Annotated in this window: 22 protein-coding genes and 2 pseudogenes; 9 read left to right on the top strand and 15 right to left on the bottom strand. The window is 48.5% G+C overall.

The annotated features are described in order from the left end of the window. The first annotated feature begins 12 nt into the window (after window positions 1-12). The 4 genes from AC2VDX_RS18290 to AC2VDX_RS18275 all read left to right on the top strand — a co-directional run bounded on the left by AC2VDX_RS18290 (window position 13) and on the right by AC2VDX_RS18275 (window position 2013). A complete protein-coding gene (locus AC2VDX_RS18290) occupies window positions 13-339 on the top strand; it encodes a hypothetical protein (protein WP_378184313.1) in 327 nt (108 codons plus the stop codon). A 120-nt stretch (window positions 340-459) separates the two neighbouring features. Then, window positions 460-618 carry a hypothetical protein gene (locus AC2VDX_RS18285; RefSeq protein WP_378184311.1) on the top strand — a complete coding sequence of 53 codons (159 nt, stop codon included), beginning with the start codon at window positions 460-462 and terminating at the stop codon, window positions 616-618. 440 nt (window positions 619-1058) lie between these two features. Further along, window positions 1059-1322, top strand: a complete 264-nt coding sequence (locus AC2VDX_RS18280; RefSeq protein ID WP_378184309.1) for a hypothetical protein — start codon at window positions 1059-1061, stop codon at window positions 1320-1322. After that, a complete protein-coding gene (locus tag AC2VDX_RS18275; protein WP_378184307.1) occupies window positions 1291-2013 on the top strand; it encodes a pentapeptide repeat-containing protein in 723 nt (240 codons plus the stop codon). The genes AC2VDX_RS18280 and AC2VDX_RS18275 overlap by 32 nt, the downstream gene beginning before the upstream one ends. 155 nt (window positions 2014-2168) lie before the next feature. Here the strand turns inward: AC2VDX_RS18275 and AC2VDX_RS18270 are convergent, their stop codons facing one another. The 3 genes from AC2VDX_RS18270 to AC2VDX_RS18260 form a co-directional block, all read right to left on the bottom strand. Beyond that, window positions 2169-3005, bottom strand: coding sequence for a CPBP family intramembrane glutamic endopeptidase (locus AC2VDX_RS18270; protein ID WP_378184371.1), 837 nt, complete (start codon window positions 3003-3005; stop codon window positions 2169-2171). A 42-nt stretch (window positions 3006-3047) separates the two neighbouring features. After that, window positions 3048-3329, bottom strand: a complete 282-nt coding sequence (gene clpS, locus AC2VDX_RS18265; protein ID WP_378184305.1) for an ATP-dependent Clp protease adapter ClpS — start codon at window positions 3327-3329, stop codon at window positions 3048-3050. 191 nt (window positions 3330-3520) lie between these two features. Then, the gene (locus AC2VDX_RS18260; protein ID WP_378184303.1) at window positions 3521-3658 is read right to left on the bottom strand and encodes a hypothetical protein; all 138 of its coding nucleotides are present in this window, start codon (window positions 3656-3658) and stop codon (window positions 3521-3523) included. A 59-nt stretch (window positions 3659-3717) separates the two neighbouring features. Between AC2VDX_RS18260 and AC2VDX_RS18255 the strand changes: the two genes are divergently transcribed. After that, a complete protein-coding gene (locus AC2VDX_RS18255; RefSeq protein ID WP_378184301.1) occupies window positions 3718-4611 on the top strand; it encodes an alpha/beta fold hydrolase in 894 nt (297 codons plus the stop codon). Between the two features lie 7 nt (window positions 4612-4618). Here AC2VDX_RS18255 and AC2VDX_RS18250 read toward each other — a convergent pair whose 3' ends face one another. From AC2VDX_RS18250 to AC2VDX_RS18230, 5 genes and pseudogenes are all read right to left on the bottom strand, one after another. After that, window positions 4619-9010, bottom strand: coding sequence for a CHAT domain-containing protein (locus tag AC2VDX_RS18250; RefSeq protein ID WP_486928218.1), 4392 nt, complete (start codon window positions 9008-9010; stop codon window positions 4619-4621). Window positions 9011-9722: 712 nt separating this feature from the next. After that, window positions 9723-10181: pseudogene (locus AC2VDX_RS18245) on the bottom strand (CHAT domain-containing protein); the annotation flags it as partial. Next, window positions 10165-10500, bottom strand: coding sequence for a tetratricopeptide repeat protein (locus tag AC2VDX_RS18240; protein ID WP_378184297.1), 336 nt, complete (start codon window positions 10498-10500; stop codon window positions 10165-10167). The pseudogene AC2VDX_RS18245 and the gene AC2VDX_RS18240, both read right to left, overlap by 17 nt. Continuing rightward, window positions 10487-10968 (bottom strand): annotated as a pseudogene (locus AC2VDX_RS18235) (transposase). The gene AC2VDX_RS18240 and the pseudogene AC2VDX_RS18235 overlap by 14 nt, the downstream one beginning before the upstream one ends. 183 nt (window positions 10969-11151) lie before the next feature. Beyond that, window positions 11152-11364: a transposase gene (locus tag AC2VDX_RS18230; RefSeq protein WP_378184295.1), complete on the bottom strand. Its 213-nt coding sequence runs from the start codon at window positions 11362-11364 to the stop codon at window positions 11152-11154. Between the two features lie 56 nt (window positions 11365-11420). Between AC2VDX_RS18230 and AC2VDX_RS18225 the strand changes: the two genes are divergently transcribed. Both AC2VDX_RS18225 and AC2VDX_RS18220 read left to right on the top strand, forming a co-directional pair. Further along, window positions 11421-11663, top strand: a complete 243-nt coding sequence (locus AC2VDX_RS18225; RefSeq protein ID WP_486928217.1) for a hypothetical protein — start codon at window positions 11421-11423, stop codon at window positions 11661-11663. A 32-nt stretch (window positions 11664-11695) separates the two neighbouring features. Then, on the top strand, window positions 11696-12001 hold the full coding sequence (locus tag AC2VDX_RS18220; protein WP_486928216.1) for a hypothetical protein: 306 nt from the start codon (window positions 11696-11698) through the stop codon (window positions 11999-12001). On the opposite strand, the gene AC2VDX_RS18215 is transcribed toward AC2VDX_RS18220, so the two are convergent. The 3 genes from AC2VDX_RS18215 to AC2VDX_RS18205 all read right to left on the bottom strand — a co-directional run bounded on the left by AC2VDX_RS18215 (window position 11962) and on the right by AC2VDX_RS18205 (window position 17322). Then, window positions 11962-16422: a CHAT domain-containing protein gene (locus AC2VDX_RS18215; protein WP_378184291.1), complete on the bottom strand. Its 4461-nt coding sequence runs from the start codon at window positions 16420-16422 to the stop codon at window positions 11962-11964. The genes AC2VDX_RS18220 and AC2VDX_RS18215 overlap by 40 nt on opposite strands. Window positions 16423-16621: 199 nt before the next feature. Then, window positions 16622-16975: a class I SAM-dependent methyltransferase gene (locus AC2VDX_RS18210; RefSeq protein WP_378184289.1), complete on the bottom strand. Its 354-nt coding sequence runs from the start codon at window positions 16973-16975 to the stop codon at window positions 16622-16624. 2 nt (window positions 16976-16977) lie between these two features. Then, complete coding sequence (locus AC2VDX_RS18205) at window positions 16978-17322, bottom strand: glycosyltransferase (protein WP_378184287.1); 345 nt, start codon at window positions 17320-17322, stop codon at window positions 16978-16980. Between the two features lie 794 nt (window positions 17323-18116). Between AC2VDX_RS18205 and AC2VDX_RS18200 the strand changes: the two genes are divergently transcribed. Together AC2VDX_RS18200 and AC2VDX_RS18195 are read left to right on the top strand one after the other, a co-directional pair. After that, complete coding sequence (locus AC2VDX_RS18200) at window positions 18117-18911, top strand: LmeA family phospholipid-binding protein (RefSeq protein ID WP_378184285.1); 795 nt, start codon at window positions 18117-18119, stop codon at window positions 18909-18911. A 171-nt stretch (window positions 18912-19082) separates the two neighbouring features. Next, window positions 19083-20372, top strand: a complete 1290-nt coding sequence (locus AC2VDX_RS18195) for an APC family permease (protein WP_378184283.1) — start codon at window positions 19083-19085, stop codon at window positions 20370-20372. Between the two features lie 41 nt (window positions 20373-20413). Here AC2VDX_RS18195 and AC2VDX_RS18190 read toward each other — a convergent pair whose 3' ends face one another. From AC2VDX_RS18190 to lepA, 4 genes are all read right to left on the bottom strand, one after another. Beyond that, on the bottom strand, window positions 20414-21805 hold the full coding sequence (locus tag AC2VDX_RS18190) for a UDP-glucose dehydrogenase family protein (protein WP_378184281.1): 1392 nt from the start codon (window positions 21803-21805) through the stop codon (window positions 20414-20416). Window positions 21806-21957: 152 nt separating this feature from the next. Further along, window positions 21958-22878: a UDP-glucuronic acid decarboxylase family protein gene (locus tag AC2VDX_RS18185; RefSeq protein ID WP_378184279.1), complete on the bottom strand. Its 921-nt coding sequence runs from the start codon at window positions 22876-22878 to the stop codon at window positions 21958-21960. Between the two features lie 40 nt (window positions 22879-22918). After that, the gene (locus tag AC2VDX_RS18180; RefSeq protein ID WP_378184277.1) at window positions 22919-23128 is read right to left on the bottom strand and encodes a hypothetical protein; all 210 of its coding nucleotides are present in this window, start codon (window positions 23126-23128) and stop codon (window positions 22919-22921) included. 22 nt (window positions 23129-23150) lie between these two features. After that, complete coding sequence (lepA, locus tag AC2VDX_RS18175) at window positions 23151-24962, bottom strand: translation elongation factor 4 (RefSeq protein WP_378184275.1); 1812 nt, start codon at window positions 24960-24962, stop codon at window positions 23151-23153. Window positions 24963-25044: the final 82 nt, after the last annotated feature.

The following is a 25044-nucleotide window of genomic DNA, read 5'->3' as shown; positions in this document are numbered from 1 at the left end:
AAGAAAACGGGTTTGCGCTCTTTCAAAACTAAGCCGAAAACCGGGCAAATGCGATCGCTTCCTTACTTAAGTCGGGTTTTGAAAGAGCGAAGCATCCGCGTTCTTGCACCCTTTCACGTTCCAAATGTCAAGCTTGTCATCCCAGCAACCTGCAATAATCTGTGGCAATTTATTGGCAAATGTTATGAATTATGGGGGATAGGTATAGATTTATTGCACAAATGCTTCGCCCTCGTAAAGGCAACGGTTCGGAGTAACTTATCTAAGATTTTTTGCCAGTCACAGAAATTACTAATTAATTTAATTGTCACCAAATCATCAGATTCGCCTTCTATCTAGAAGCGTGGATTTCCAACTACTTTTTTAGGCAATTTGGTAGAAACTTGACTGGAAAGGCACATTGCTCAAAGGGAATATCGCATGACTAAGGTATCATAATTTACACGGCAACTTGGCTCGGTGTTTCCCCTAACGCGACCGAGCCGATGCGATCGCCAAATAGCCGAGTCATTGCAGCATACGCTGTGTGCTACGCAACACGATCGCTACATAGGCGATCGCACAAAGTACCTCAGATTGGTTAAAGTTAAACGCTCTTCCTCCGAGTCTGATAGATGAGTGCCCGGAACGATCCCAGCTATTTTTGCAATGCCAACAAATTGAACCTCAGACAAAAACAACCGTAAAGTTTTTTCGAGCGAGTTCCAGCAAGGAATCGATACAGGACTTACGCGCCTATACATATAGCGTTTTTTCGGGTTCAATCCCCCTGTGGTTGCCCTCAGATGTCGCGCAAGTTGCGTAAGTCCGGCGCTACTTAAGTAGAGTTAGTATAAAGAAATATAAGTATTCACTTTTATTTTACTGGTTAAACCTAAAAAATAGTTTCTAGAACCCATGCATCATCAGACATCTGGATGAGGATGAGTTTGTTGGGTTTCCGTAACTTGATGAACCCCCGAATTCACGTAAATTTTTAGTGGAGATTGCACCAGCGATCGCAGTCCAATGTTATTTTTATAATGGGTCTACTTAAGCTAATGATGTTGAGGTAAGAAATGCAATACTCCAATCCTAAAAGATTACACCTAGAGATCCTTGAAGATGAATCAACAGATAATCTAGATAAATCCTTAGAAGCAATTTTGGCTCAGCTAGAGCAAAATAACCAATTTATAACTGAATATCCGGATTTCGAGGAACTGGGGTTGAAGCATATTAGTCGTAACAAGAGGGCAGTAATAGAGAGAATGATTGCCCTCTGCCTATTCAAGTCCAAACTAAAGCCTAATGAAAGCAGGACAGAGTTTGAATGTGCCTAATGAGAAATCTCTCCAGCGACTTAGAGACTTGATCTTGCACGTTGTAGAGGCAGATACAGATAACTTCGTTGAATTAGCAGAAATTGCTGGATTAAATCCCGTTAAAGATTTCGCGGGTGCTAATCTAAGTGGCGTTGACCTACATGGTGCCGACTTGAGCGGTGCTATTTTGCTCGGTACAATGCTGCTGGGTGCCAACCTCATTGGTGCCGATCTCGCGGGTGCCAAGCTGAGTAAAGCCAACTTGAATATGGCTGATTTGAGTGGTGCCAATTTGCTCAGTGCCAATCTTAACAGAGCTGACGCCATCAAAATCTGTTTGATGGGTGCCAACTTGATTGGTGCTAACCTCAACAGTGCCAACTTGCTGTGTGCCCAACTGAATGAGGCTCAAATGATTGGAGCCGACCTTTGTCGTGCCAACTTGGTTGATGCTTCCTTGTGTAATGTCAACCTTAGTGAGGCGAACTTGAGTTATGCTATCCTGCGTCGTGCCGACCTGAGTAGTGGCACGTTGATAGGGGCAAACTTGATGGGTGCCGACTTAAGCGGCGCTGACCTGCGTCGTGCCAATTTGAGCGATGCTGATTTAGCGACTGTAAAAGTGGAAAAGGCTCGATTTGGACAGAACACAGGACTTTCAGAAACGATAAAGCGTGACTTGAAGCGGCGAGGGGCAATCTGGCTTTGATGTTCGCGCTCGTCGTTGCTCCTCCAAAATCGCTTCCCGAATGCGCCACAACTAAGTTTTATAATACTTTTCGGTTAACCTCTCTCCAAAGAGTTTGGTTTGCCTGATAGCTGGCGACTCCGCCAATCCAGAAGCAAGATTGGGCGATCGCTAGTTTACCATTGGGGCGAACGTAGTGAATGCGGAAGCGATCGCATCCCAAACGCCAAAACGCTCAAAAACACCAACCCGATTACCCCCGCCAAAGGATTCTTGTCAACACCAGTAATCCAGTCGGACACCCGACCAGAAAATTGCACCAGATTCCCCACATTAATCATGTAATATCCCCAAACCAAACCAGCGTGCAGACCAATCGAGAGTCCCAGACGCCCCTTGCTTCGGCGCTTCGCCCAAACCAGCGTTAATCCCAGCAGCAACAACCCTGGAAATCCCGGCAAAGTCCGAAAAATCTCCCTAAGCGGCTTCAGAAAATGTAGCAGCGCAAAGATAAAAGCATCTGCCAAAAGAGATACGCGGGGGCGATAATCCCGTTCCAACTCATCTAGCAGCCAGCCTCGGAATACCAATTCCTCTGCAAAACCGATACCCAGAGCGCTCGCCAACCCTTCTAAAATCAGTTTGGGTAATGGAATTGTCGCAGGCTGCCACACCAGCCAACCCAATAGCCCCTCCAGCCCAAATAGACTGAAAGTAATCAATCCGCCAATACCAAGTCCAAAGAAAAGTTCTTTGGCATTTTGCCGCGTTCCTTGTAAACCATAGCTTCGCAGCAGATGGGGTTGCTGATAGACTTTCTGACCCCACCACCGAACAAGCAGGAGAAACGCTGCAAACAACAGCCCCATCGTCAGGATGGTGACTAAGTTGGGATCTTTACTCAAGAGTAAGTAAATTGGTGCAGCTACCGGCAACCAGAGCAAGAGTAAACTCAGCACAAAACAGCCTAGCCGCGCCGGTGCCGGGTACTGGGCTAAACGGACAAAGTTTATTTTTAACAACCTCTTGCCTCTTACTTGTTGCCTGGGCGTATCTTATTCGTCTGGTTCAATGGTGCTGGTCAATCCTTGGTTATTCAAAGTTTCGCTATAGAACTCCGCATGCTCCAAGGCGCAAGTAATCACTAGAGCCAGCCCATTGGTATGAGCTTCCATCATGATACTGACAGCCTGAGGTTGCGTGATCCCAGGCACCGTCGTTATCAAAACCTGCACCACGTACTCCATTGGGTTGAAGTCATCATTATGGAGCAACACACGATAACGAGGCGCGAGTTTACGGACTGTTGAACGCTTTTCTACGGTTTCGACAGACACTGCTCTCCCCTCTTGCTTACTGATCTACGATTGATAAATGCTACTTGAACTCTCCCGTTTTCTGCCCCAGATGCGATGCGAACAGAGCTTGCGTGCTACCCTACGGAAAGCCGCTACGCACCTACGCTACCCCATCTGAGTTGGGTCGCTCAAGGCAAATGTTAAGATTATAGCTGCTTTTTTTATATTGCTCAATACTTATGCATTCTGCGGAGGCGATCGCTCGTCACTTCTGCGTCACTCCAGCATTTCCATCGCGTGTGAATACCTTCCCTAAGCGGATGCAGCGACCAAGCCCCTAGACCGAGCGAGTAAATGTCTAAGGTCATCCAGCCTTCCTGAGAAGCTAAAATAATAGAGTTAACATTACTTAACAATTTTTCCGACCATGCAGGCAACCCCAGCAGCCTCTACCGTCCCCATTCCCGGCACTTATTGGCAATGGCGGGGACAATCCATCTACTATGTACGGGCAGGACAACCGCAACTCGAACGCCCGCCCATATTATTGATTCATGGCTTTGGTGCCTCTACAGACCACTGGCGCAAGAATATTACTCAACTAAGTCAGGATTTTGAAGTTTGGGCGATCGATCTGCTGGGCTTTGGACGTTCAGCCAAGCCGGAGTGGCAGTATGGTGGCGACTTGTGGCGAGACCAACTGTATGATTTCATCACTAACGTGATTCGTCAGCCAGTTGTGTTAGCAGGAAACTCTCTAGGCGGATATTCGGGGCTTTGCGTGGCAGCCCAGCGTCCATCAGCCGCTGCTGGGTTAGTATTGCTCAATAGTGCTGGCCCGTTTACCAATCTTAAAGTGCCGACTCAACCGAACCCCATCCAAAAAGTGATGGGTGAAGTCGTTCAGTCACTTTTTCGGCAACCTTGGGCTAGTTTTCTGTTGTTCCAGTACGCGCGACAACGTTCAGTCATTCGGAATACGCTCCAGAAAGTTTATCTCGACCAGAGTGCGATCACCGATCGGTTGGTGGAAGAAATTTACCGCCCCTCCTGCGATCCGGGTGCTGCTCAAGTGTTTGCTTCTGTCTTCAGAACGCCTCAAGGCGAAAAAGTTGACGTTTTATTGAAGCAGATGCGCTGTCCCTTGTTGCTGTTGTGGGGAGAAGCAGATCCCTGGATGAATGCAAGAGATAGAGCCGAGCAATTTCGCCAATACTATCCTCAACTGACAGAGCATTTTCTGCAAGCAGGTCACTGTCCCCATGATGAGGTGCCAGAACAGGTAAATGTTCTGATGCGCTCGTGGGTATTAAACCATTAAAAATGGCTTACCAAGGATTGCCGATCATGGTGAACGCTGCCCAGTAATAGGGATGAGAGAGTTTCTTATTCCCTAACCCTGCCAATTCTGGAGGCAGCAATATATCTTCTGTGGAAGTATGCATTTTATTTCCCTCAATGCTTACTTCTCCGTTGATCATCGATATCTGTGCCCGCCGCAATGCCTCCGCTTTGATGGGGGCTTTTTTCAATTGCGTATAGAAGCTGGTCATCAGTCCCAGCGTCCCTTCATCGCTGACGTACCACAGACTTCCCATTGCCGATTTTACGCCTGCTTGCACAGCCAATCCAGCAAAGCCCATCTCTGCCTGTTCATTGCCTAACGCCGTGCGACAGGCACTCAGCACTAATAGCTCTACGGGTGGATCGTTCCAGCCCATTTGCTTTAGCTGATTCAATCGGAGCTTGGTGTCCCATAGCTGAATGTAGGATTGGCTAGGAGGGCCTAACTCAAATTCGGCATGGGTTGCTAGGTGGACAATCCCAAAGGGCTGCGAGTAGCGCTGGGACTTGAGATTCTTTAGAGTGAAGGCGTCGTTCAGGAAGGCTTTGCCTTTCCACAGCTGGGGCGTAATCATTGACAACTCCAGCGGCACTGATGGTAACGAGCTTTGTTCGGGAAACTTCTCCGCTCCCATTGCCAGGACGTGGGAATTTTTAATGTCTTTGAAGAGAGTATCAGTCAAACTAAGACTGGGCATCAGACCCGTACTGTATTTCTCCACCAGAAACTTTTGACCATCGTGGAGAGCGGCAATCGGGATGGAGCGTAACCCACTGTCTGCGAGGAAGACCATATTCTGGATGCCTCGCGCTTGTAAATCGGCTTCAACGGGTGCAATCAGCCACTTATAAAGTTTTTGGGCTGGAGCCAGGTAAGCCTGCTGTTTCCGGGGGTTAATCACTTCGGCGCGGAATTGATCGGCAACTTTGATTACTTGCGATCGCGTTGTCCCAGAAATCCGCTTGCGAATTGGTACACCATCAGAAGTCACCACCAATATTTCTAACTGGTCGCTATTGTTATGCCCTCCCCCATTGACCTTACTTAGGGAACTAGATTGCTGCACATTTTCTGGTTGATTGAACGGCTGTAGTGACTTAGTTCCGTTGAAAGCCGTCGTATCCAGTAGGCTCGGATCGAGTGCAATCGTCTGGGGCACAAAAGTTACATAGATGAGTGCCGGTTTCACCCCAGTCGCTTTCTCAATTTTTTGCAGAATATTACGAGCCTGCGCCAATGTTGTAGTCCGAGAAGCAGTGGGTTGCCCCAAATATTGCTCAAATTCACGGGTGAAGGATTCTTCTAGCACTGCAACAGATTCATCTACATTCGCCTGTGAAGACGATTCCGCATTCACCTTTTGTGATGATGAATTTTGCTTGCTCGAAGAGGTAGAAACCCGATCGTCTCCTGAGCCGGATAGGTCATCTCCCTGGCTTGTTCCGTCATCTCCTTGGCTTGCTTGATCGCTGCTAGAGCTGCCGGAGCCTGTGTTTTTGCCCGTGCCACCACCGCCCGTGCTACCGCCGCTGGTGTCACCGCCGCCCGTTTTTCCACCCGTGCCACCACCGTCCGTGCCACTGGAGGAGCCTGTGTTTTTGCCCGTGCCACCGGAAGAGCCTGTGTTTTTACCCGTGCCACCGGAAGAGCCTGTGTTTTTGCCCGTGTTCCCACCACCTGTGCCGGAGCCAGCGTCATTGCCACCCGTTCCGGAGCCGTTACTTCCACCCGTATCGGAGCCAGTGTCATTGCCACCCGTTCCGGAGCCGTCATTGCCACCCGTACCGCTGGAGCCAGCGTCATTGCCACCCGTACCGCTGGAGCCAGCGTCATTGCCACCCGTACCGCTGGAGCCAGTGTCATTGCCACCCGTTCCGGAGCCAGCGTCATTGCCACCCGTTCCGGAGCCAGCGTCATTGCCACCCGTTCCGGAAGCGTCATTGCCACCCGTTCCGGAAGCGTCATTGCCACCCGTTCCGGAAGCGTCATTGCCACCCGTTCCGGAAGCGTCATTGCCACCCGTTCCGGAAGCGTCATTGCCACCCGTTCCGGAAGCGTCATTGCCACCCGTGTCGCTGGAGCCAGTGTCATTGCCCGGAGACGGAGTTGGTGCCGGAGCTGGTGCCGGAGACGGAGCTGGTGCCGGAGACGGAGCTGGTGCCGGAGCTGGTGCTGGTGCCGGAGTAGGGAGGGGATTGGGAGTGGGACTTGGAGTAGGGAGGGGATTGGGAACGGGAGTCGGAGCCGGAGTCGGAGCCGGAGTCGGAGTCGGAGTACCTACGACGATCTTAGATCCCGGCAGATTTATAGGACTTGCGCTACCTGCTGTTAAAGTAATAGTGCCCCAAGTGCCTTGGTTGCCATTGCCATTGCCTGTATGTGTCGCATCTATATCGCCGTATGAAATGCTGCCTTGAGCGGACAACTTTACATTACCAGAATTGCCTTGACCCACAGCCGTTGTTGTGATGCCGCCGGTAGTAATGTTGCCTTGCTGTGCGGTCAAATTTATCTCACCACCATTATTTTTGCCCTTAGCATCTGTTGCGATCTTGCCAGTGTTAATGTTGCCCTGTTGTGCAGTCAGCGTTACACTACCAGCACCGCCAGTGTTGCCCTTCGCAGAAGTATTAATATTTCCAACTGTTACACTTGCTCCTGTAATGGTTAACGCTCTCCCCGAAGCTGTGATGGATTGCGTTTTCTCCATTGAAAAAGACCCGACACCACTGTTATCGGCGTCGGCAGTAAAGGTAATCGACCCACCAGAAGAAAAGTCCAGCGACACACCGTTGTCGATGGTAATATCATTAGTCGCTTGTAGTAAGACGTTACCACTCTGGTTTTCGAGTACGCTCTTGGAGATGGTGAAGTCTACCGCATCCCCCCCATCAGCAGATAAAATTTGGCCTAATAGGTCTCCTGTATTCAGAAGATCGACATTGAGTTGGTCGTCGTTCGCACCACCTGTAGCGACTATTTTGATATTCGTTGGGTCGAGGAGAATGGTGCCGTCTATGCCGTTAGTGGCACCTACATTCACCTCTCCTTTGAATGCTAAGTTTTCCTTGCCGGATACCTCGACGAAGCCGCCATTGCCTTGATTGATGCCGCCACTAGCACCGATCTTGCCATAGAAGCCGGTTACTTTGTCTGCCCAGACGATGACATGACCGCCATCGCCGTTGAGCAAACTGTCAGCATTGATCGTAGAGTCGCTGCTGATGTAGGTATGAGAGGCGTTCGGGATGGTGCCTTTCCCCTGAAAATCACCACCAATCAGTACGGTGCCGCCGCCATTGGTGCCAGAAGCGTTAACATTGGCACTAACCAGCCCCACTTTGTCGCCCAAGACTTGCACGGTGCCGCCAGTCTGACCTGAAACGTTGAGAGTGCCAGAGGCGATCGCTGTCCCTGGATCTGTGGGAATGCTAACCCCAGACCCCGTTAACACTACCTGACCGTTGCTGTTGACTGTTAGCCCAGTGGCACTCCCTGCACCGCCTCCCGTTAACAGTTGTGGTAAGGAAGCAACTGGCAATGTCCAATTTGGCGGCTGGCTACCGGCTGCTATGGGTTTAATTTCTAAGCTCAGTAGGTTCCCTGGTTGACTCAGGCGGACTATGTTCTCGCCCGGTACGGCTGTTAAGGTGATATTACCCCCAGGAGCTGTCAGGGTTCCGGTATTTACTACGCTACCGCCCACGAAAGCAATATCTTTTCCCGCGCCTACACTCAGCTGCCCTGCGTTGATAATTGCACCGGGTTGAGCGTTGGTGAAGGCAAAGGCGTTGGGTTCTCCCCCTAGGTCAGCATAATTATTGTTACCAGATGCATTGAACCAGTTGTTGCCAAAACCAATTCCTGTGGCAGTGGTGGCGGTGAAGCTTCCGTTTACGTTTAAGCTGGCGTTGGCACCCAATACAATGCCAGATGGGTTAATTAGAAACAGATTGGAATTGCCATTCGTAACTTGGAGCAGACCATTAATTATCGATGGGCTGCCGCCAGTGACGCGACCCAATATATTTTTAATATTTTGGTTAGAGAGAAAATTCGCAATTTGGTTGGCGTTGAGACCAAACTCGGAGAAACTGTGAAACAGGTTTGCCCCATTACTGGAGGTTTTGCCCCCAGTGATGTCGAAACTGTTGCCATTGGGATTGACAATGGTGTTCGTGCTGTTGGTGGGGTCCTTATCTGGAACAATTTGTGCCTGCGCGATCGCCCACTCGATGCCCCCTGGAGCGATCGCAGGCAACATCCAAAAAGCGAAGGGGAAAATTAGATATCTTATCCTTTTTCCTTTTTCTCTTTTCACTTTAAAATCTTTTGCCTTCAGCAACAGACTGATTTCACACACAGCGACTTTCATTTGCCTAATTCCTGGAAAGAAACACGTCGCTCGTTGCCACTTCTGGAACTGTCACCCCAACTCGTGTTACAGGTAGCAGGAAGCCAGATACTTGGTAAGAATGCACCGAATTTTATTTTTCTACTCTCAAATAGAAAAGTGGGGGAAGCGGCAAAAAACCAAAATTTAGCTTGACCTGTCCAGCCCCATCTCCAAGTTATCCTCAAAAAGCAGATTTTAGCCATTTTTAATACTTTTATTTTAACAAGATATGCTAACGTACTTTTCTCTCTACAGCTATATAAACTTCATAGGTGAACGCATTCCTTTTAGGAGATGGTGAAATTATTTTATTTTGTAAAATTAATTATCTGTGACGCTGTTTGAGTCTATGCCAATCGGGAATTGCCAATCATCGTCAAGACGGATGATTAGGCAAATTTTGATTTTTCACTTCGAGCAGTTCAGGCGGCAACATATATCCTTCCGGAGTATACCGCTTTGTGCCCTTAAAAGTACCCTCCCTTCAACATTGCCGCGTGCGCCGATGGTAGCCCAGGGCTTTGCTGCACCGATCCGAAAAGTCTGTCATTTATCTGAGAATTGGGCGATCGCTGAAGGACCAAAGACTCACTACCGCTTTTGCTGCCACTACATCCTGAGTTTTAGGATTTCCGCAAGAATTGGCGTTAACTGAAAAGTATTGACTCCAATCTTACTCAAATATTGCCGTTCACTGCGCTTCGCCAATCAGGGTAAATGCCGCCCAGTCTAATGGGTTTGGGTAGGTTTTTAGGGTTGTTAGCATGGCACTTCGCAGCGCAGTAGCTCTGTCTGGATTTCCCTGGAGATTTTGATAAAACTCCGTCATCAGGAATGAAGTAGGGGCATCGGGGATCGCCCACAATGACACGATAACGCTGGGAACTCCAGCGGAAATAAAAGCACGAGACAGTCCGATAACGCCATCGCCTGTAATTCGACCTCTTCCTGTGTCACAAGCACTCAAAACCACCAATTCGGCATACCGTAAAGACGAACTGCTTTGCGGTATGCCGAAAGCGGCTGGCTCTGATCGTGCGTACAGATCCAGTATTTCACCGGCTGTCAGCAAACCACTATCTTTCCCGTCTGATGCCAGGGCGAGCGCACCCGGTATCCCGATTCCCTGAAAATCATCTAATAAATAGTGTTTGCTCTGCTTCGAGAAGGTTGCCAGATTGAAGCAGTGCATCGCCTAAATTACTAAGTGCCTGTCCTTCCCCAGCGCGGTCATGAAGTTCTCGCGCGATCGCTAAATATTGTTGATGGTATTCGGCTGATAAGCGATATTTTTTTAAACCATAGTAAACTAATCCCAAATTGCCTAACGCCCGACCTTCGCCCCCGCGATCTTGAAGTTGTCGCGCTAGGCGCAAATGTTGCTCTTGGTAATTCATTGCTCTGGGATAATCTCCCTGAGCAAAATAAGCAATTCCTAGAACCCATTTGAGATATTTAAGAAGCTGCAAGCCTCTTGATCATGAGTCTGACGAAACAAAGATTGAGCTTGGTCGTGGCATTTGGTAAGGTGCGCTCAAAGTTCTTGACGAGAATTTTACATCGTTCCATCCAAGCATTCGAGCGCTCAATCACCGTTCGGCTGAGCGCTCACGTCGAAGCCACCGCGCCACTGCTGGCACAAATCCAGATTTTCCTTGGGCAGCTTTCTGTTGTTTTGAAGGTTTGGTTGAAAACTCAAACTTAATCTTCCGCATTATCTGGGGATACACCAACTCTTGCTCTTGAGTCAGATGCTCCAGGTGATAGCCATGATCGAGCAAGATTGTGATCTTGGGAATGTTCATCGGTTTTGACTGGAAATAGTCAATGTTGTGCGTCAGCATCTCAATCAGCCCAGCATCGTCCGTCACATTCGCCCTCGTGCAGTGCGTGAAGAACGGGAAGCCCAATGTATCGACAGCGAGATGTCGTTTAATCCCATTGGTTGCTTTTTAGAAGCAGAATCCCTTCGAGTCTACACTTGCATTACAGGTATTTTGCACCGCTTGCGAGTCGATGATGATCAAGGTCTTCCACTTGGCTTTTTTTTTACACCTTCGCGCACTTGTCCATGCAGAACGCCCATCAGTTGCTCAATTGCTCCAGCTTCTCGCCACTGTTTATAGTGCCAATAGACCGTTGAATAAGGTGGTAAGTATGCAGGGCAAATCTTCCCAATTGCAGCCATTCTTGAGTTGATAGAAGATGCCATCTAAGATTTCTCGCTGACTCCAGTTCATCGGAGGCGTGCGTTTCTTCTGCGGTAGTACCTCAACCAATAACGGTTCCAGAATCTCCCATTCTGCGTCGGTGAGGCTACTGGAGTATGGCATGGCATCTGAAGTAAAGTTTGGCAATCACTTTACTTCACCCCAGTAAAAGATGTCAAATGGGTTCTATAAGCTATCAGTTGAATGGCACTGATTTAACGGGAATTGAGTTTTATCGTAGGTTGAACCCTTGCATTAGCGAAACCCAACAAAAACAACGTCGGCGTTGGGTTTCGCTAATGCTGAATGCAAGTACAATCTTCTCTCCCCTTTTTCCCTCAGTCCTCCCTCCTCAGTCCTCAGCCCTCATTCCTCACTCCTCCCTCCTCAGCCCTTTTACCAAGGATTGCCAATCAACGTGAAAGCTGCCCAGTAGAAAGGATGCTCAAGGCTGTTGAATGGCACTGATTTAACGGGAATTGAGTTTTATCGTAGGTTGAACCCTTGCATTAGCGAAACCCAACAAAAACAACGTCGGCGTTGGGTTTCGCTAATGCTGAATGCAAGTACAATCTTCTCTCCCCTTTTTCCCTCAGTCCTCCCTCCTCAGTCCTCCCTCCTCAGTCCTCAGTCCTCCCTCCTCAGTCCTCAGTCCTCCCTCCTCAGTCCTCCCTCCTCAGTCCTCAGCCCTCATTCCTCACTCCTCCCTCCTCAGCCCTTTTACCAAGGATTGCCAATCAACGTGAAAGCTGCCCAGTAGAAAGGATGCTCAAGGCTTCTGTTTCCCAATCCAGCCATAGAGGGTGGTAAAGGGAAGCTGCCATTGAGGGTGCGGAGTTGACCTCCCTCTAAACGCACTTGCCCCTTAAGCATTGCCACCTGTGCCTGACGCACCGCCTCTGCCTTGATGGGGGCTTTTTTCAATTGTTCGTAGAACTCTGTCATCAACCCCAAAGTCCCTTCATCGCTGACGTACCAGAGACTTGCTAGAGATGACTTGACGCCTGCCTGCACTGATAACCCGGCAAAGCCCAACTCTGCCTGCTCATCTCCCAAGGCTGTACGACAGGCACTCAGCACCAGTAATTCTACAGGAGGGTCATTCCAGCCTAACTGCCGCAGCTGATCCAATCTCAGCTTGGTGTCCCACAGTTGAATATAGGAATTGCTCGGTTCCCCTGACTTAAATTCTCCGTGCGTGCCCAAGTGAACAATTCCGAAAGGTTCTTGCTGGCGCTGCGCCTTGAGATTCTTTAGAGTGAAGGCATCGTTGAGGAAAGATTTACCCGACCATAGAGAAGAGGCGATAATAGACAATTCCACTGGCACGGCAGGTAAGGGGTTTTGGTTGGTAAATTTGGCTGCCCCCATTGCTAGGACTTGGGATTTTTTAATATCCCGGTAACGAGTATCGGTAAGGCTAAGACTGGGCATGAGTCCGACACTATATTTTTCCACTAGGAATTTTTGACCATCGTGGAGGGCGGCGACGGGGAGACTTCGCAACCCAGTATCCATGAGGAAAACCAAATTATCAATCTTGCTAGCTTCTAAATCAGCTTTTACGGGTGCTATCAACCACTTATAGAGTTGTTGGGAGGAATTCAGGTAACGGTTTGTTTTGATCGGCTTAGTGATTTCTGAGCGAAATTCCTGGGCGACTTTGAGAACTTGATGGCGTGTTGCCCCTGTGACTCTCCTGCGAATTGGTGGCTTTTTGGCTGTCACGATGACGAGTTCAAGTTGGTCGTTATCTTGTGGGAGAGTATTGTTTGACGATTGAGCTGGAATTTGAGCTAGCTGATTTAGGGCTAATCCCTGAGAGTTGAATTGCCAAAAAATGTCTGATTCTGATGCGGGATAAGGGAATTGGCTTTTGTCTGCCGCCGTCCCTGGTGTAACTGTTTCAGGCAAAAACGCGACATAAATGAGTGCCGGTTTCACTCCAGTTGCTTTCTCAATTTCGTTAAGAATTTCACGCGCCTCATCCAAGGTTTTTAGTGGAATATCGGAACCAAGTCCCAAATATTCCTGGAATTGCCGTGTAAACTCTTGGTCGATTTGAGCAACAACCGGATCGATTTCGACTGAGGCAAGGGTTCTAGTTGCCGCTAGTTGTGTCAGAGGCATCTCCTGCGGTGGTGATAATTCCCTAGAAAGTGGCGCTGGGGACGGTGTTGGGGTGGGGATTGGAGTGGGAATGGGTGTGGGGATGGGTGTGGGGATGGGTGTGGGGATTGGCTGAGCTACATTGATGGTGAGCTGTTGCGGGGCGGAGAAGGAAACGCGATCGCTCGCACTAATTGTAAAGGCATTGAGCAAACCAATCGCGTCCCCTGGCGGTGTGTAAACTAAAACATCGCTCAAAGACAAAATGGTTCCCGGTACGATGACGGTACCATCTTGTTTGGTCAGCGTTCCCCCATTAATTGCGTCAATGCGTATTGAGGTAAAGTCGCTATTGCTATCAGTTATAACTGGATTTAAACTCGCAACAGTGAACGTAATCGACTGATTTTGTTGAGTATTCGTTAGCAGGGTATTTGCGGTCAAATTCGGTGCTTGGTTGATAAAGGTTATCCCAATGCCATCGACACTAGGATTGCCCACCTCGAAGGTATTGTTATTGGGAATTAGGGTATCGATAGATGGAATTGTTTGTGTAGGAGAAAGTAGCTCCCCATTTCCACTACTTCCACCCGTATCAATCTCTCCCGCCGTACCATTTTTACTGGCATCGCCGACGATAAATTGAAAGTTATCTGGTCCCCCATCATGCTGGATGAAAACAGAGCCTCCTTGAGTCACTCCACTGGTGAGGATGGTTGTCAGCCGGACAAGACCTGTAATTGTGTTCTTTCCTTTGACGACTCCTAGAGCAGATATTGTGACATTGCCACCGAAGAGAGAGCCATCTAGTCCATCTCCTGCTTCTTGGATAGCTTGGGTATTAATCGTCTCAAAGGTAATATTGTCATCTGTTGTTAAGCTGACTAATCCACCAGTTGCGTCAAGGATATCACCATAAGTTGCGGGGGGATTAAGAGTAGCAGAGGAATTGATGTTGCCGGTGATTATATCGTCCTTAGCTGTTAAGTTGACCGCACCCCCTGTAGCAACGATGGGGTCAATAGCAGAGGAATCAATGTCGCCGGTTTGAATACTACCTTGTGCATCTAAGGTAACTGAGCCGCCTATAGCATCTAATAAAATGTCACTACCAGCGATGAGAGTAACCACAGCAGAGGAATTAATTGCATCTGTTGTAATATTGCCTCCAGCAGTTATCTTGACGTTACCCCCTGTAGCGCCTGGGTTATCTCCAAGTGAAAATATGTCAGCTTCTGCAAAAGAATTAATTGCGCCTGTGGTGATATTACTTCCAGCTTCTAGAGTAACTGCGCCACCTGTAGATGAATTATTAGAGAAGGTAGAGGTGTCTAGATTGCCCGTAGCGATCGCGCCGTTGTTGCTGTTAAGTTGAATCTGACCACCATCGGTATTGATATTTCCAACAGTGAGACTCGCTCCAGAAATCGTTACTGCGTTTCCAAAAGTCTGGATAGTATCTCCTTGATTCATCGAAAAAGCTCCAACACCATCACCGTCAAAATCGGCAATCAAGGTAATTGATCCGTTAGCGTTCAGAGTGTTGTCAGCTAGGTCTTCAATGGTGATATTGTTAGTCGCCTGTAGAATGATGTCAGCATTCACATTTTCAAATTCTGACTCGAAGATGATCGTCGGCGTGGTGTCAGTGCTAACTACTTGACCTAAAGTGCCAGAAGGGTTGCCAGTAAAGCTATTGTTTAAGCCGTCCGTGTCATCTCCATCGTCAGTGCCATTCCTGATGATGATGTCAGTCGGGTCAAGTAGCAGAGTGCCGACTTTACCTTGTGGCGCACTTGTATCCACCGTGCCTTTGAAAGTTAAGCTTTCCTTGCCCGAAACTTCTACTAATCCGCCATTGCCGGAATTATTGCCGCCACGGGCACTAATATTGCCGTAAAATTCAGTTGCCTTGTCAGACCAAACAATCGCACGACCCCCATTGCCGTCGTTTTTGCTATCGACATTGATCGAAGAATCTGGACTGACATAAGTTCTAGAGGCATTCGGTACCGTCCCTTTACCTTGATAATCGCCGCCAATTAGTACCGTTCCGCCGCCGAGACTGCCGGAAGCGTTGATATTGGCACCCACCAAACCTACTTTGTCCCCCAGAACCTGCACTTTACCGCCAGTCTTCCCGGATGCGTCAAGGTTGCCAGCTACAATCGCAGTGCCTGTATCCGTGGGGATGGCAACACCAGATCCCGTGAGTACCACTTGACCTTTGCTATTAACGGTGAGTTTAGTAGCATTCCCAACTTTCCCGCCAGTCAGCAGCTGCGGTACGGATTGGGGATTAGGGATGGGGGATTGGGGATTAAAATTCTGAGTCGCCACCTCCAAACTAAGTAGGTTTCCAGGTTGGCTAATCCGCACGGATTTTCCGCCGGGAACCGCTGCTACGGTGATATTTCCTTCGAGTGCTGAAAGTTGCCCGGTATTGACGATAGTGCCACCGAGTAAGGTGAGATTTTTTCCCTGTCCTACTGCTAAGTTTCCAGCGTTAACAATGGCACCGGGTTGGGGAGTCGTGAAAGCAAAAGTGCTGGGATTTCCTTCTAAAGCGGCATAATTATTATTGCCAATGGCATTAAACCAATTGTTGCCAAAGCCGATACTGTTGGCGGTGGTGGCAGTGAAAGATGCAGGCACATTCAGACTAGCGTTGTTGCCAAATACAATTCCGGCTGGATTGATCAAAAATAAGTTGGAATTGCCGCCAGTTACTTGAATTAAGCCATTAATGACGGAGACATCTCCACCCACGACTCGACCGAGAATATTCTGAATGGTGGGGGTGGATAGGAAGTTAGCAGTCTCACCTTGATTGAGACCAAATTGGTTAAAGCTGTGGAAGAGATTCTCGCCTTGGCTTGATAGCTTACCGCCAGTGATGTCGAAGCGAACCGAAGGTCCTCCTTTGAGGACATCGCCATTGGTGTTGACAAGGGTGCCAGTACCATCAGCAGCCGGAATGATCGATTGTGCCAAGGCTTGTTCTAAGCTGATGGTTCCGGCAAGAGGCAAGGCTGCCATCAGTAGGCTGACTCTTCTCACTAGGGGTTTCATATTACTCTCGCTTTCAGATATTAAGAAATATTGAACAACCAATCGCAGTTCTGCTTTGTCGAAGTCACTACGTTTTTGTTTACACTGGTTGTGCCTTTTAACCAATCGCTCACTGTCACGTATTTTCCAGACAGTTATTCTACTGCTGTTATAACTTATCTGAAGCAAAATTGTCTTCAGTAATTAAACGCAGCCAAGTCTAAGGAAAAAGTTTCTGTAGAAGAATTTGATGAGACTTATGGATTAATTTAATTTTACCGTAAAAAACTGCTACAAAAGCGTCTATTCCCACTTTGGAATTTTGAAGGTTATTGTCGGCAAAAATAAAATCATAATCGTTAAAAATTATCATGCCGCCAACTTTAACAAGCGCCCAACTTAAAACGGCATCTTCAAGAACATCGCTGGCTATGTGGGAGCCATCAATGTAAACAAAATCATAAAAATCTAAAGGTAAAGAACGCAATATTTGTTGAGATTTACCTACTATTTTCCGTACCTTTTTGACTGTTACTGTCCGACTGATGTTAAAGTCAAACCGCCCCTCTATCAAGCTTATATAGTCAAAATCATATCTTTGATGAACTGCCTAATAACCGTTGTATAAGGTGATAGTAAGGATGCATTGAGAAAGTTTGGTAAACTCTCTAGCGCCCGATCATCCCCATCTAGAATAAATACTTGTTGTACGTTTTCTCTTTTTGCATCAGCCAGAGCCTGTATCAGCGTAGAAGCTGGCCCCCGATGCTCTAGTCGTCTGATTTTGCATCTATTTTTAACAGCAGCCAAATCAGGAAAATTCTTGCTTCCATCATCGTATACAACAATATCAAAATCTCCCTGAATCGAACGGATAGCCCGTTCTAAATATGGGATAGCTGGAATCGTAATATAGAACAATTATCCGTGTCATCGCTTTCAATCAGGACTCGCCGCACATCACCGCATCTGGGGGCAACCACAGGGGGATTGCCCTTACAAAACTCTATATGTATAAGCTTTGCGTAAGTCCTGTCAATTTAAGAATGCAGAACAGCCTTCATCCCAAACCAGTCGCTCAAAATTACCCTAGTCTGATTTAGGATGCTTTCGATGGCAGACTCCAGATAACTTTTGCGGTTATAGCGTCAGGACTCGCCGCACATCACCACATCTGAGGGCTTTTCCCAGGGGGATTGCCCCTAAAAAACGCTATATGTATAAGCTTTGCTTAAGTCCTGAGCGTTTCAAGAGTTGGGTAGAATCTATTGCGGTTCTAACCTTCAGTAGGGGCTTTTTGATTGCCATGCCCCTACTGATCTATTGCACCCAACCCTTGAATTGCTATATCTGTCTTAAGGAGTAGGCAAGTCATTGCTGGCATGGGGAGACTTCAGAGATTGTGAAATTTAATTGTCTCCAATAATACTTTGTTACTTTTGGCAGTAGTCTGGGATCGTTAGCCCAGAGCCTTTGCAGCACTACCGGGATGCTGTAGGCGATCGCGCATCGACAGAGCGATCGCCCCATATCTCCGAGTCTAATTGTTGTAACTAATTGGAAGATTCCGAAAATTCTATCAATTGTGCCAATTTCCGGCTGCTAACCTTTAGCAGTAGGCTCTCTGCCATTATTTCTCTCTTAAGTCTTCTTGCTTGTTTGTTAATATTTTGTTACAAATACGATAGTAACCACTCTCATGGACGCGAAACATTATGTTAGGCGGCCTTACTGGATTCACAAATAATACTGGCACTGATTGGGGAGAACGCGCCCTCAATACAGTCGCCAGCAAGACCATTCGCCACCTGTTTACCCAGAGTGAGTCTGTGGAAGTTGCTGTTCGCTGCTATCCCTCCAGCAAGCTTTTGCAGGGCAGTATTGACAGCTTCAAAATGAGCGGTCGTGGTCTCGTGATTCGCCGCGAGTTTCGCGCCGAGGAAATGTCATTTGAGACAGACGCCGTCTCGATTGACTTCAGTGGTGTCATGCAAGGTCAGATTCGCCTGAAGCAACCCACCCAGGCAGTTGTACAGGTGATGGTATCCCAAGCAGATATTAACCAATCCTTTCAGGCAGAACTGGTGCAGAAGCGCCTGCAAGATATTTCTACACCAGCTTTGACAGATTTATCTGGCGGTCAACCCGTTTCCTTTACCGAAGTAGAAGTGCAGCTGCTGCCCGAAAATCAAGTGCAAATTTTTGCAAAGGCAGATTTGGGGGAAAAAGGAGTGGTGCCGGTCAGCATGAAAGCAACCTTAGTAGTGGAACGGCGGCGTCGCATTCGTTTTAAAGATCCCAAATTTCAACCAGAGGCAGTGCCAGAAGAATCACGGGAGATTTCTCAGACCTTGACATCGGCATTTGCTGAAATTTTAGATAACATGGTCGATTTGGATCGCTTTAATCTCGACGGCGTGACGATACGGATCAATCGCCTGGAAACGCAAGGAGATCAGCTAATTTTCAGTGGGTACGCCCAAATCGAGCGGGTTCCAAATAGTCCTTGATTGTAGTCAGTAGTCATGGGTCATTAGCCAATCAAAGTTGAGAACCGCGCCACAAGGAGCGGAGATTGAACGCAGTTCGTTTATCCTTTATTCGTCAAACTAAGCGATCGCACAACTCACTCTTAACCTCTCAGCCTTACCATAACAGTAGTCTTATCTGGGAGATGTCTCGTGAGTGCGAAAACCTCACCCCCGCAGATGAAACGAGAGTTAGGGGTTTTGGGTGCCACGATGATGGGTCTGGGTTCGATCGTCGGCACGGGAGTGTTTGTCAGCATCGGCATTGCTGCCGGAATCGCAGGACCTGCGGTGATTTTAGCGATCGCTATTGGAGCGATTGTGGCAACTTGCAACGGTCTCAATAGTGCCCAGCTAGCAGCAAATCATGCCGTCAGCGGTGGCAGCTACGAATATGGCTACAAGTATCTCAATCCGAGTCTGGGTTTTACCGCAGGCTGGATGTTTCTTTTGGCAAAGACTGCCTCAGCAGCAACGGCAGCTTTGGGTTTTGCTGGCTACTTGCTGAATGCGACGGGTTTGTACGGACGGGGATTTCTGATTCCCACGGCGCTGGCTGCGGCGATTTTGATGACTCTGATTGTTTTAAGCGGGATTCGGCGCTCTAATCGTGCCAATATTGTCATCGTCTCGGTGACGCTGCTATCTTTAATTTTCTTTGTCCTTGTCTGTCTACCCCGCGCCACAGAGGTTGGCCAAGAAAATCTCACGCCGTTTTTTACAGGTTCTCCGGCGACAGTACTCCAAGCCAGTGCGTTGATGTTTGTGGCTTACACGGGTTATGGTCGGATTGCCACACTGGGCGAGGAAGCACGGGAACCCCGGAAGACGATTCCCCAAGCAATCATTATCAGCCTGGTGGTGACAATGCTGCTTTACATGGCAGTGGCAACGGTTGGCATTGGGGCGGTCGGGACAGAAATTTTGGGCAAAGCAGCCCAGGCACAGGCTGCACCCCTGGAGGTGGCAGTCCGCAGCGTTGCCGGTTCAAGGGGTGCGACGATTTTATCGATTGGTGCGATCGCGGCGATGCTGGGCGTACTATTAAACTTGATTTTGGGTTTGTCCCGCGTGCTGCTGGCGATGGGACGACGCCGGGATATGCCCAGAATTTTGGCACGGCTGAATCGGCAAGGAACGACACCAGATTTAGCGGTGGTAGTGGTAGGAATTGCGATCGCTCTTTTGGTTCTGCTTGGCAATATCAAAACAACTTGGTCGTTCAGTGCCTTTAACGTCTTGATTTACTACGCCATTACTAACCTGGCAGCATTAAAACTGCCAGAGTCAGAACGGCTCTATCCCAAATGGATAGCCTGGACAGGTCTAGGATCTTGTCTGTTCCTGGCTTTCTGGGTAGAGCCGCAAATCTGGCAAATTGGTCTGGGATTAATTGTCGCTGGACTAATCTGGCACAAAGTCAGGCAAAGAGTCAGGAAGTGAGTGAGTTTTGAGTTAATAACTCAAAACTCAAAACTTTTTTCCTATCGCCCAACGCCGATGTATTGGAAACCGGCGCTTTCAAGTTCCTTCCGGTTGAGGAAGTTACGACCATCAATCATCACCGGGTTGTTCATCAGCTTAGACATTTTGCTGTAGTCCAGGGTCTGGAATTGCTGCCAGTCTGTCACCAACACGAGGGCGTCACAGCCATCAGCCAGCCGTTCGGGATCGGTTTCTACCATCACGCCGGTTAACCCATGACGCATCCCAGTTGAAGAAACAATTGGATCGTAGGCTTTCACTTTCGCCCCCAGTCGGTTTAGTTGCTCGATGAGATTGAGTGCTGGAGCATCGCGCATATCATCGGTATCGGGTTTGAAAGTTAGACCCAGCAATCCCACAGTTTTGCCTTTGAGGATTTTTAGCGCCTGTTGCAGTTTTTCTATGGCAATCACGCGCTGGCGTTGGTTGACACTCACCGCAGCTTTCATCAACTGGGCATCGTAGCCGTAGTCGTCAGCGGTATGAATCAAAGCGGAGACATCTTTCGGGAAGCAGGAACCGCCCCAACCAATCCCAGCTTGCAAAAACTTGTTGCCAATCCGGGAATCCAAACCGATGCCCTTAGAGACCTGGGTAACGTCAGCACCAACGCGATCGCAAATATTGGCAACTTCGTTGATAAAGCTAATTTTGGTTGCTAGGAAGGCATTAGCGGCGTACTTAATCATCTCAGCGGAGTTGATGTCTGTCACCACGACGGGCACTGGCGGTAAGGATTTGTCTTCTGCCACCTGGCGCTCGACAATGGGAGCATAGAGTTCTTGCATCATGGCGATCGCTTTCGGATTGGTGCTACCCAGCACAATCCGATCTGGGTTAAAGGTGTCGTAAACCGCCGAACCTTCGCGCAAAAATTCTGGATTGCTAACCACATCAAACTGAGGGGTTGTTTCTAGTGTCAGCTCCTCGGTAGCAACGCCACCAGCTCCCACTAGGGACTTTCGGCGCTCCAGAACGCCATCGAGTACAATCATCCGCACCCAGTCCCCAGAACCAATTGGCACTGTGGATTTATTCACAATGACTTTGTAACCACCGTCAAGATGAGCGCCAATTCCACGGGCAACGGCTTCAACGTACCTGGTATCGCTTTCACCATTTGCCAAAGCGGGCGTCCCGACTGCGATGAACAAAATTTCTCCATGACCCACTCCAGCACCCAAATCTGTGGTGAACTCAAGATGCCCTGACTGGGAAGCAGATTGCATAATTTCTGACAGTCCTGGCTCATAAATAGGGGACTGTCCCGCCTTCATCAACTTGACTTTTTCTTCGTTATTGTCCACGCAGATGACATGATGCCCAATATGGGCAAGACTGGCACCCGTGACCAAGCCAACGTATCCAGTGCCAATTACGCAAACACGCATAGGGGTAAATCCTCAAAAAAATTGGAATGACAATTCTGGGGGTATCCGCTGTTGGGTAGTCCTTTGTTAAAAGTCATTGATGATTAACTTTTGACAAAGGACTCTAATTCACGAATCGCGGTGGATGCGATTCTCCGGCAGAGAAGCTAAGCTTAGCGATCGCGAAAATCTTCTATAGTCAGTTTTAACCCTTCTTGCAAGGGTATTGTCGGCTCCCAATCCAGCCAAGTCTTTGCCCGCGTGATATCCGGACGCCGACGGCGAGGATCGTCTTCTGGCAGTGGCTCAAGCTTAATCTTCGAGTCTGGATTCACCATCTTTTGTACAGCCTCAGCCAGCTCTAAAATCGTATATTCATCGGGATTCCCCAAATTAATCGGTCCCTTATGCTCGCCATTCATCAGCCGCATCAGCCCTTCCACTAGGTCAGAAACATAGCAGAAACTTCGGGTTTGCGAACCATCACCATAAACCGTTAGCGGGGAACCTCGCAGAGCTTGCACCACAAAGTTGCTAACCACTCGACCGTCATTTTCTAACATTCGAGGGCCGTAGGTGTTGAAAATTCGCGCAACTCGAATGTCCACATGATTCTGGCGATGATAGTCAAACGCCAGTGTTTCTGCAATTCGCTTGCCTTCGTCGTAGCATGAGCGAATTCCTATCGGATTGACATTACCGCGATATTCTTCTGTCTGGGGATGGATTTCAGGATCGCCGTACACTTCTGAGGTGGAAGCCAAGAGGAATCTTGCCTTCACCCGCTTTGCCAGTCCCAGCATATTCAGCGTACCCAAGACATTCGTTTTCACGGTCTTTACTGGGTTGAACTGGTAGTGTACTGGAGAGGCGGGGCAAGCTAGGTGATAAATTTGCTCCACTTCCAAGCGAATCGGTTCGGTGATGTCGTGACGGATGAGTTCAAAATATGGATGATCCAGCCACTTCAGGATGTTGCGCTTGTGTCCGGTATAGAAGTTATCCAGGCAAATGACTTCATGCCCTTGCGTCATCAGCCGGTCGATCAGATGGGAACCGATAAAACCAGCACCACCTGTGACTAAGATTCTCATTTGGCAATTGAGTTTTTTAAGAGTTGGAATCCATCTTAGACTAACCTTGCCATGCAACGGTGTCCAGATGTACCTGCATTTTGAAGAAATCTATGAAGATATCGATGAAGATATAGTAAAGATTAGCGATCGCTACCTGGCATTCATTTCTTCGCCTCAAGTTTTTTCGTTTCCTACTCTCAGCCTGGAAAATGCCCCGTGTGAGACCCCAAGCTAAGACACGCTGGATGCCCAAGCTCAGCTTGGGCATCCAGCGTGTCTCAATCAAAGCGCTACTCTTGATCCAAGCGCAACACCGCCATGAAAGCTGATTGCGGTACATCAACCGTACCAATCGACTTCATGCGCTTCTTACCTTTAGCCTGCTTCTGCAACAACTTTTTCTTCCGGGAAATATCACCGCCATAGCACTTGGCAAGCACATCTTTTCTCAAGGCAGGGATATGTTCGCTGGCGACGATTTTACTACCAATCGCAGCTTGAATCGGAATCTTGAACTGATGCCTGGGAATCAGTTCCTTCAACTTTTCTGTCAACCCACGTCCTACGTGGTAAGCCTTATCCCGATGCACAATCATCGCCAAGGCGTCAACGGCGTCATTGTTGATTAAAATATCCAGCTTGACCAAGGGATTTTCCTGATAGCCAATCAAATGATATTCCATACTGGCATAGCCGCGAGTTCTGGACTTCATTTGGTCAAAAAAGTCCGTTACCACTTCCGCCAGCGGTAACTCATAAGTCAGCGTGGTTCGCCCTTGTGTCAAATACTTCATATCTTTGAAGACACCACGCCGGTTTTGACATAACTCCATCAGAGTCCCCACGTAGACTTCTGGTGTAATCATGTCTACCTTGACATAAGGCTCCTCAATTTTTTCCCGCTCGTTCGGCGGCGGTAGGCGGCTGGGATTATCAATGTAAATTTCCTCTCCCTTATTGGTCGTCACACGATAGACCACCGAAGGAGCGGTGATAATTAAATCTAAATCGTATTCCCGCTCTAGACGCTCTTGGACAATCTCCATGTGCAGCAAGCCCAAGAAGCCGCAGCGGAAGCCAAACCCCATCGCGCTGGATGTCTCCGGTTCGTAGTACAACGCCGCATCATTTAATTTCAGTTTTTCCAGAGCTTCCCGCAAGTCTGGGTATTGGTCAGCATCGGTGGGGAACAAGCCGCAAAAGACCATCGGCTTAGCCTCGGTGTAACCGGGCAATGCCTCAGCAGCGGGGGCATTCGCTAGGGTAAGGGTGTCTCCCACGCGAGCATCTTCCACAGCTTTAATCGCCGCTGCTAGGTAGCCCACTTCACCGGCGTGCAGTTCGTTCACCTGCTTCTGAGTCGGGGAAAGGATGCCTAATTCGTCAATTTCATATTCTTTGCCAGTCGCCATCAGATGGACGCGATCGCCTTTTTTGACCGTACCATCCATCACCCGGAAGTATACAATTACACCCCTATAGCTGTCGTAGTAACTATCAAAAATTAACGCCCTCAGCGGTTGTGACACCGTATCTACCGGCGGCGGGATTAGCTCAACGATAGACTCCAGGATCTCGTCAATCCCAAGCCCTTCTTTCGCAGAAGCGAGAATTGCACCGCTACAATCTAAGCCGATAATTTCTTCAATTTCTCCCTTTACCCGCGCTGGCTCAGCTCCGGGGAGATCGATTTTATTTAAAACTGGGATAATTTCCAGATTATTCTCTAGAGCGAGATAAACATTGGCAAGCGTTTGCGCTTCCACCCCTTGGGATGCATCCACTACCAAGAGTGCGCCTTCGCAAGCGGCGAGGGAACGCGACACCTCGTAGGAAAAATCTACGTGACCGGGTGTATCAATTAGATTTAGAACGTACTGCTGACCATCCTTGGCGGTATAGTTCATTCGGGCAGCTTGCAGCTTAATCGTAATGCCGCGCTCCCGTTCTAAATCCATATTGTCCAGGAACTGTTCCTTCATCTGCCGATCTTGCACCGTGCCCGTAAACTGCAAGAGGCGATCCGCCAGAGTGGATTTTCCGTGGTCAATATGGGCAATGATGGAGAAATTCCGAATGCGAGAAACAGGTACGTCAGTCATAGCCAAACAAAAAGGCACGAACGGCAATTGAAAAGTTCAGCGGACTTCAAATATTGTAATGTTTCCGATGCCCAGGCAGTTG

This window comes from Coleofasciculus sp. H7-1 (genome assembly GCF_057473865.1).
The sequence above is the reverse complement of the archived record's forward strand: the minus strand, read 5'-3'. Positions and strand labels throughout refer to the sequence as shown.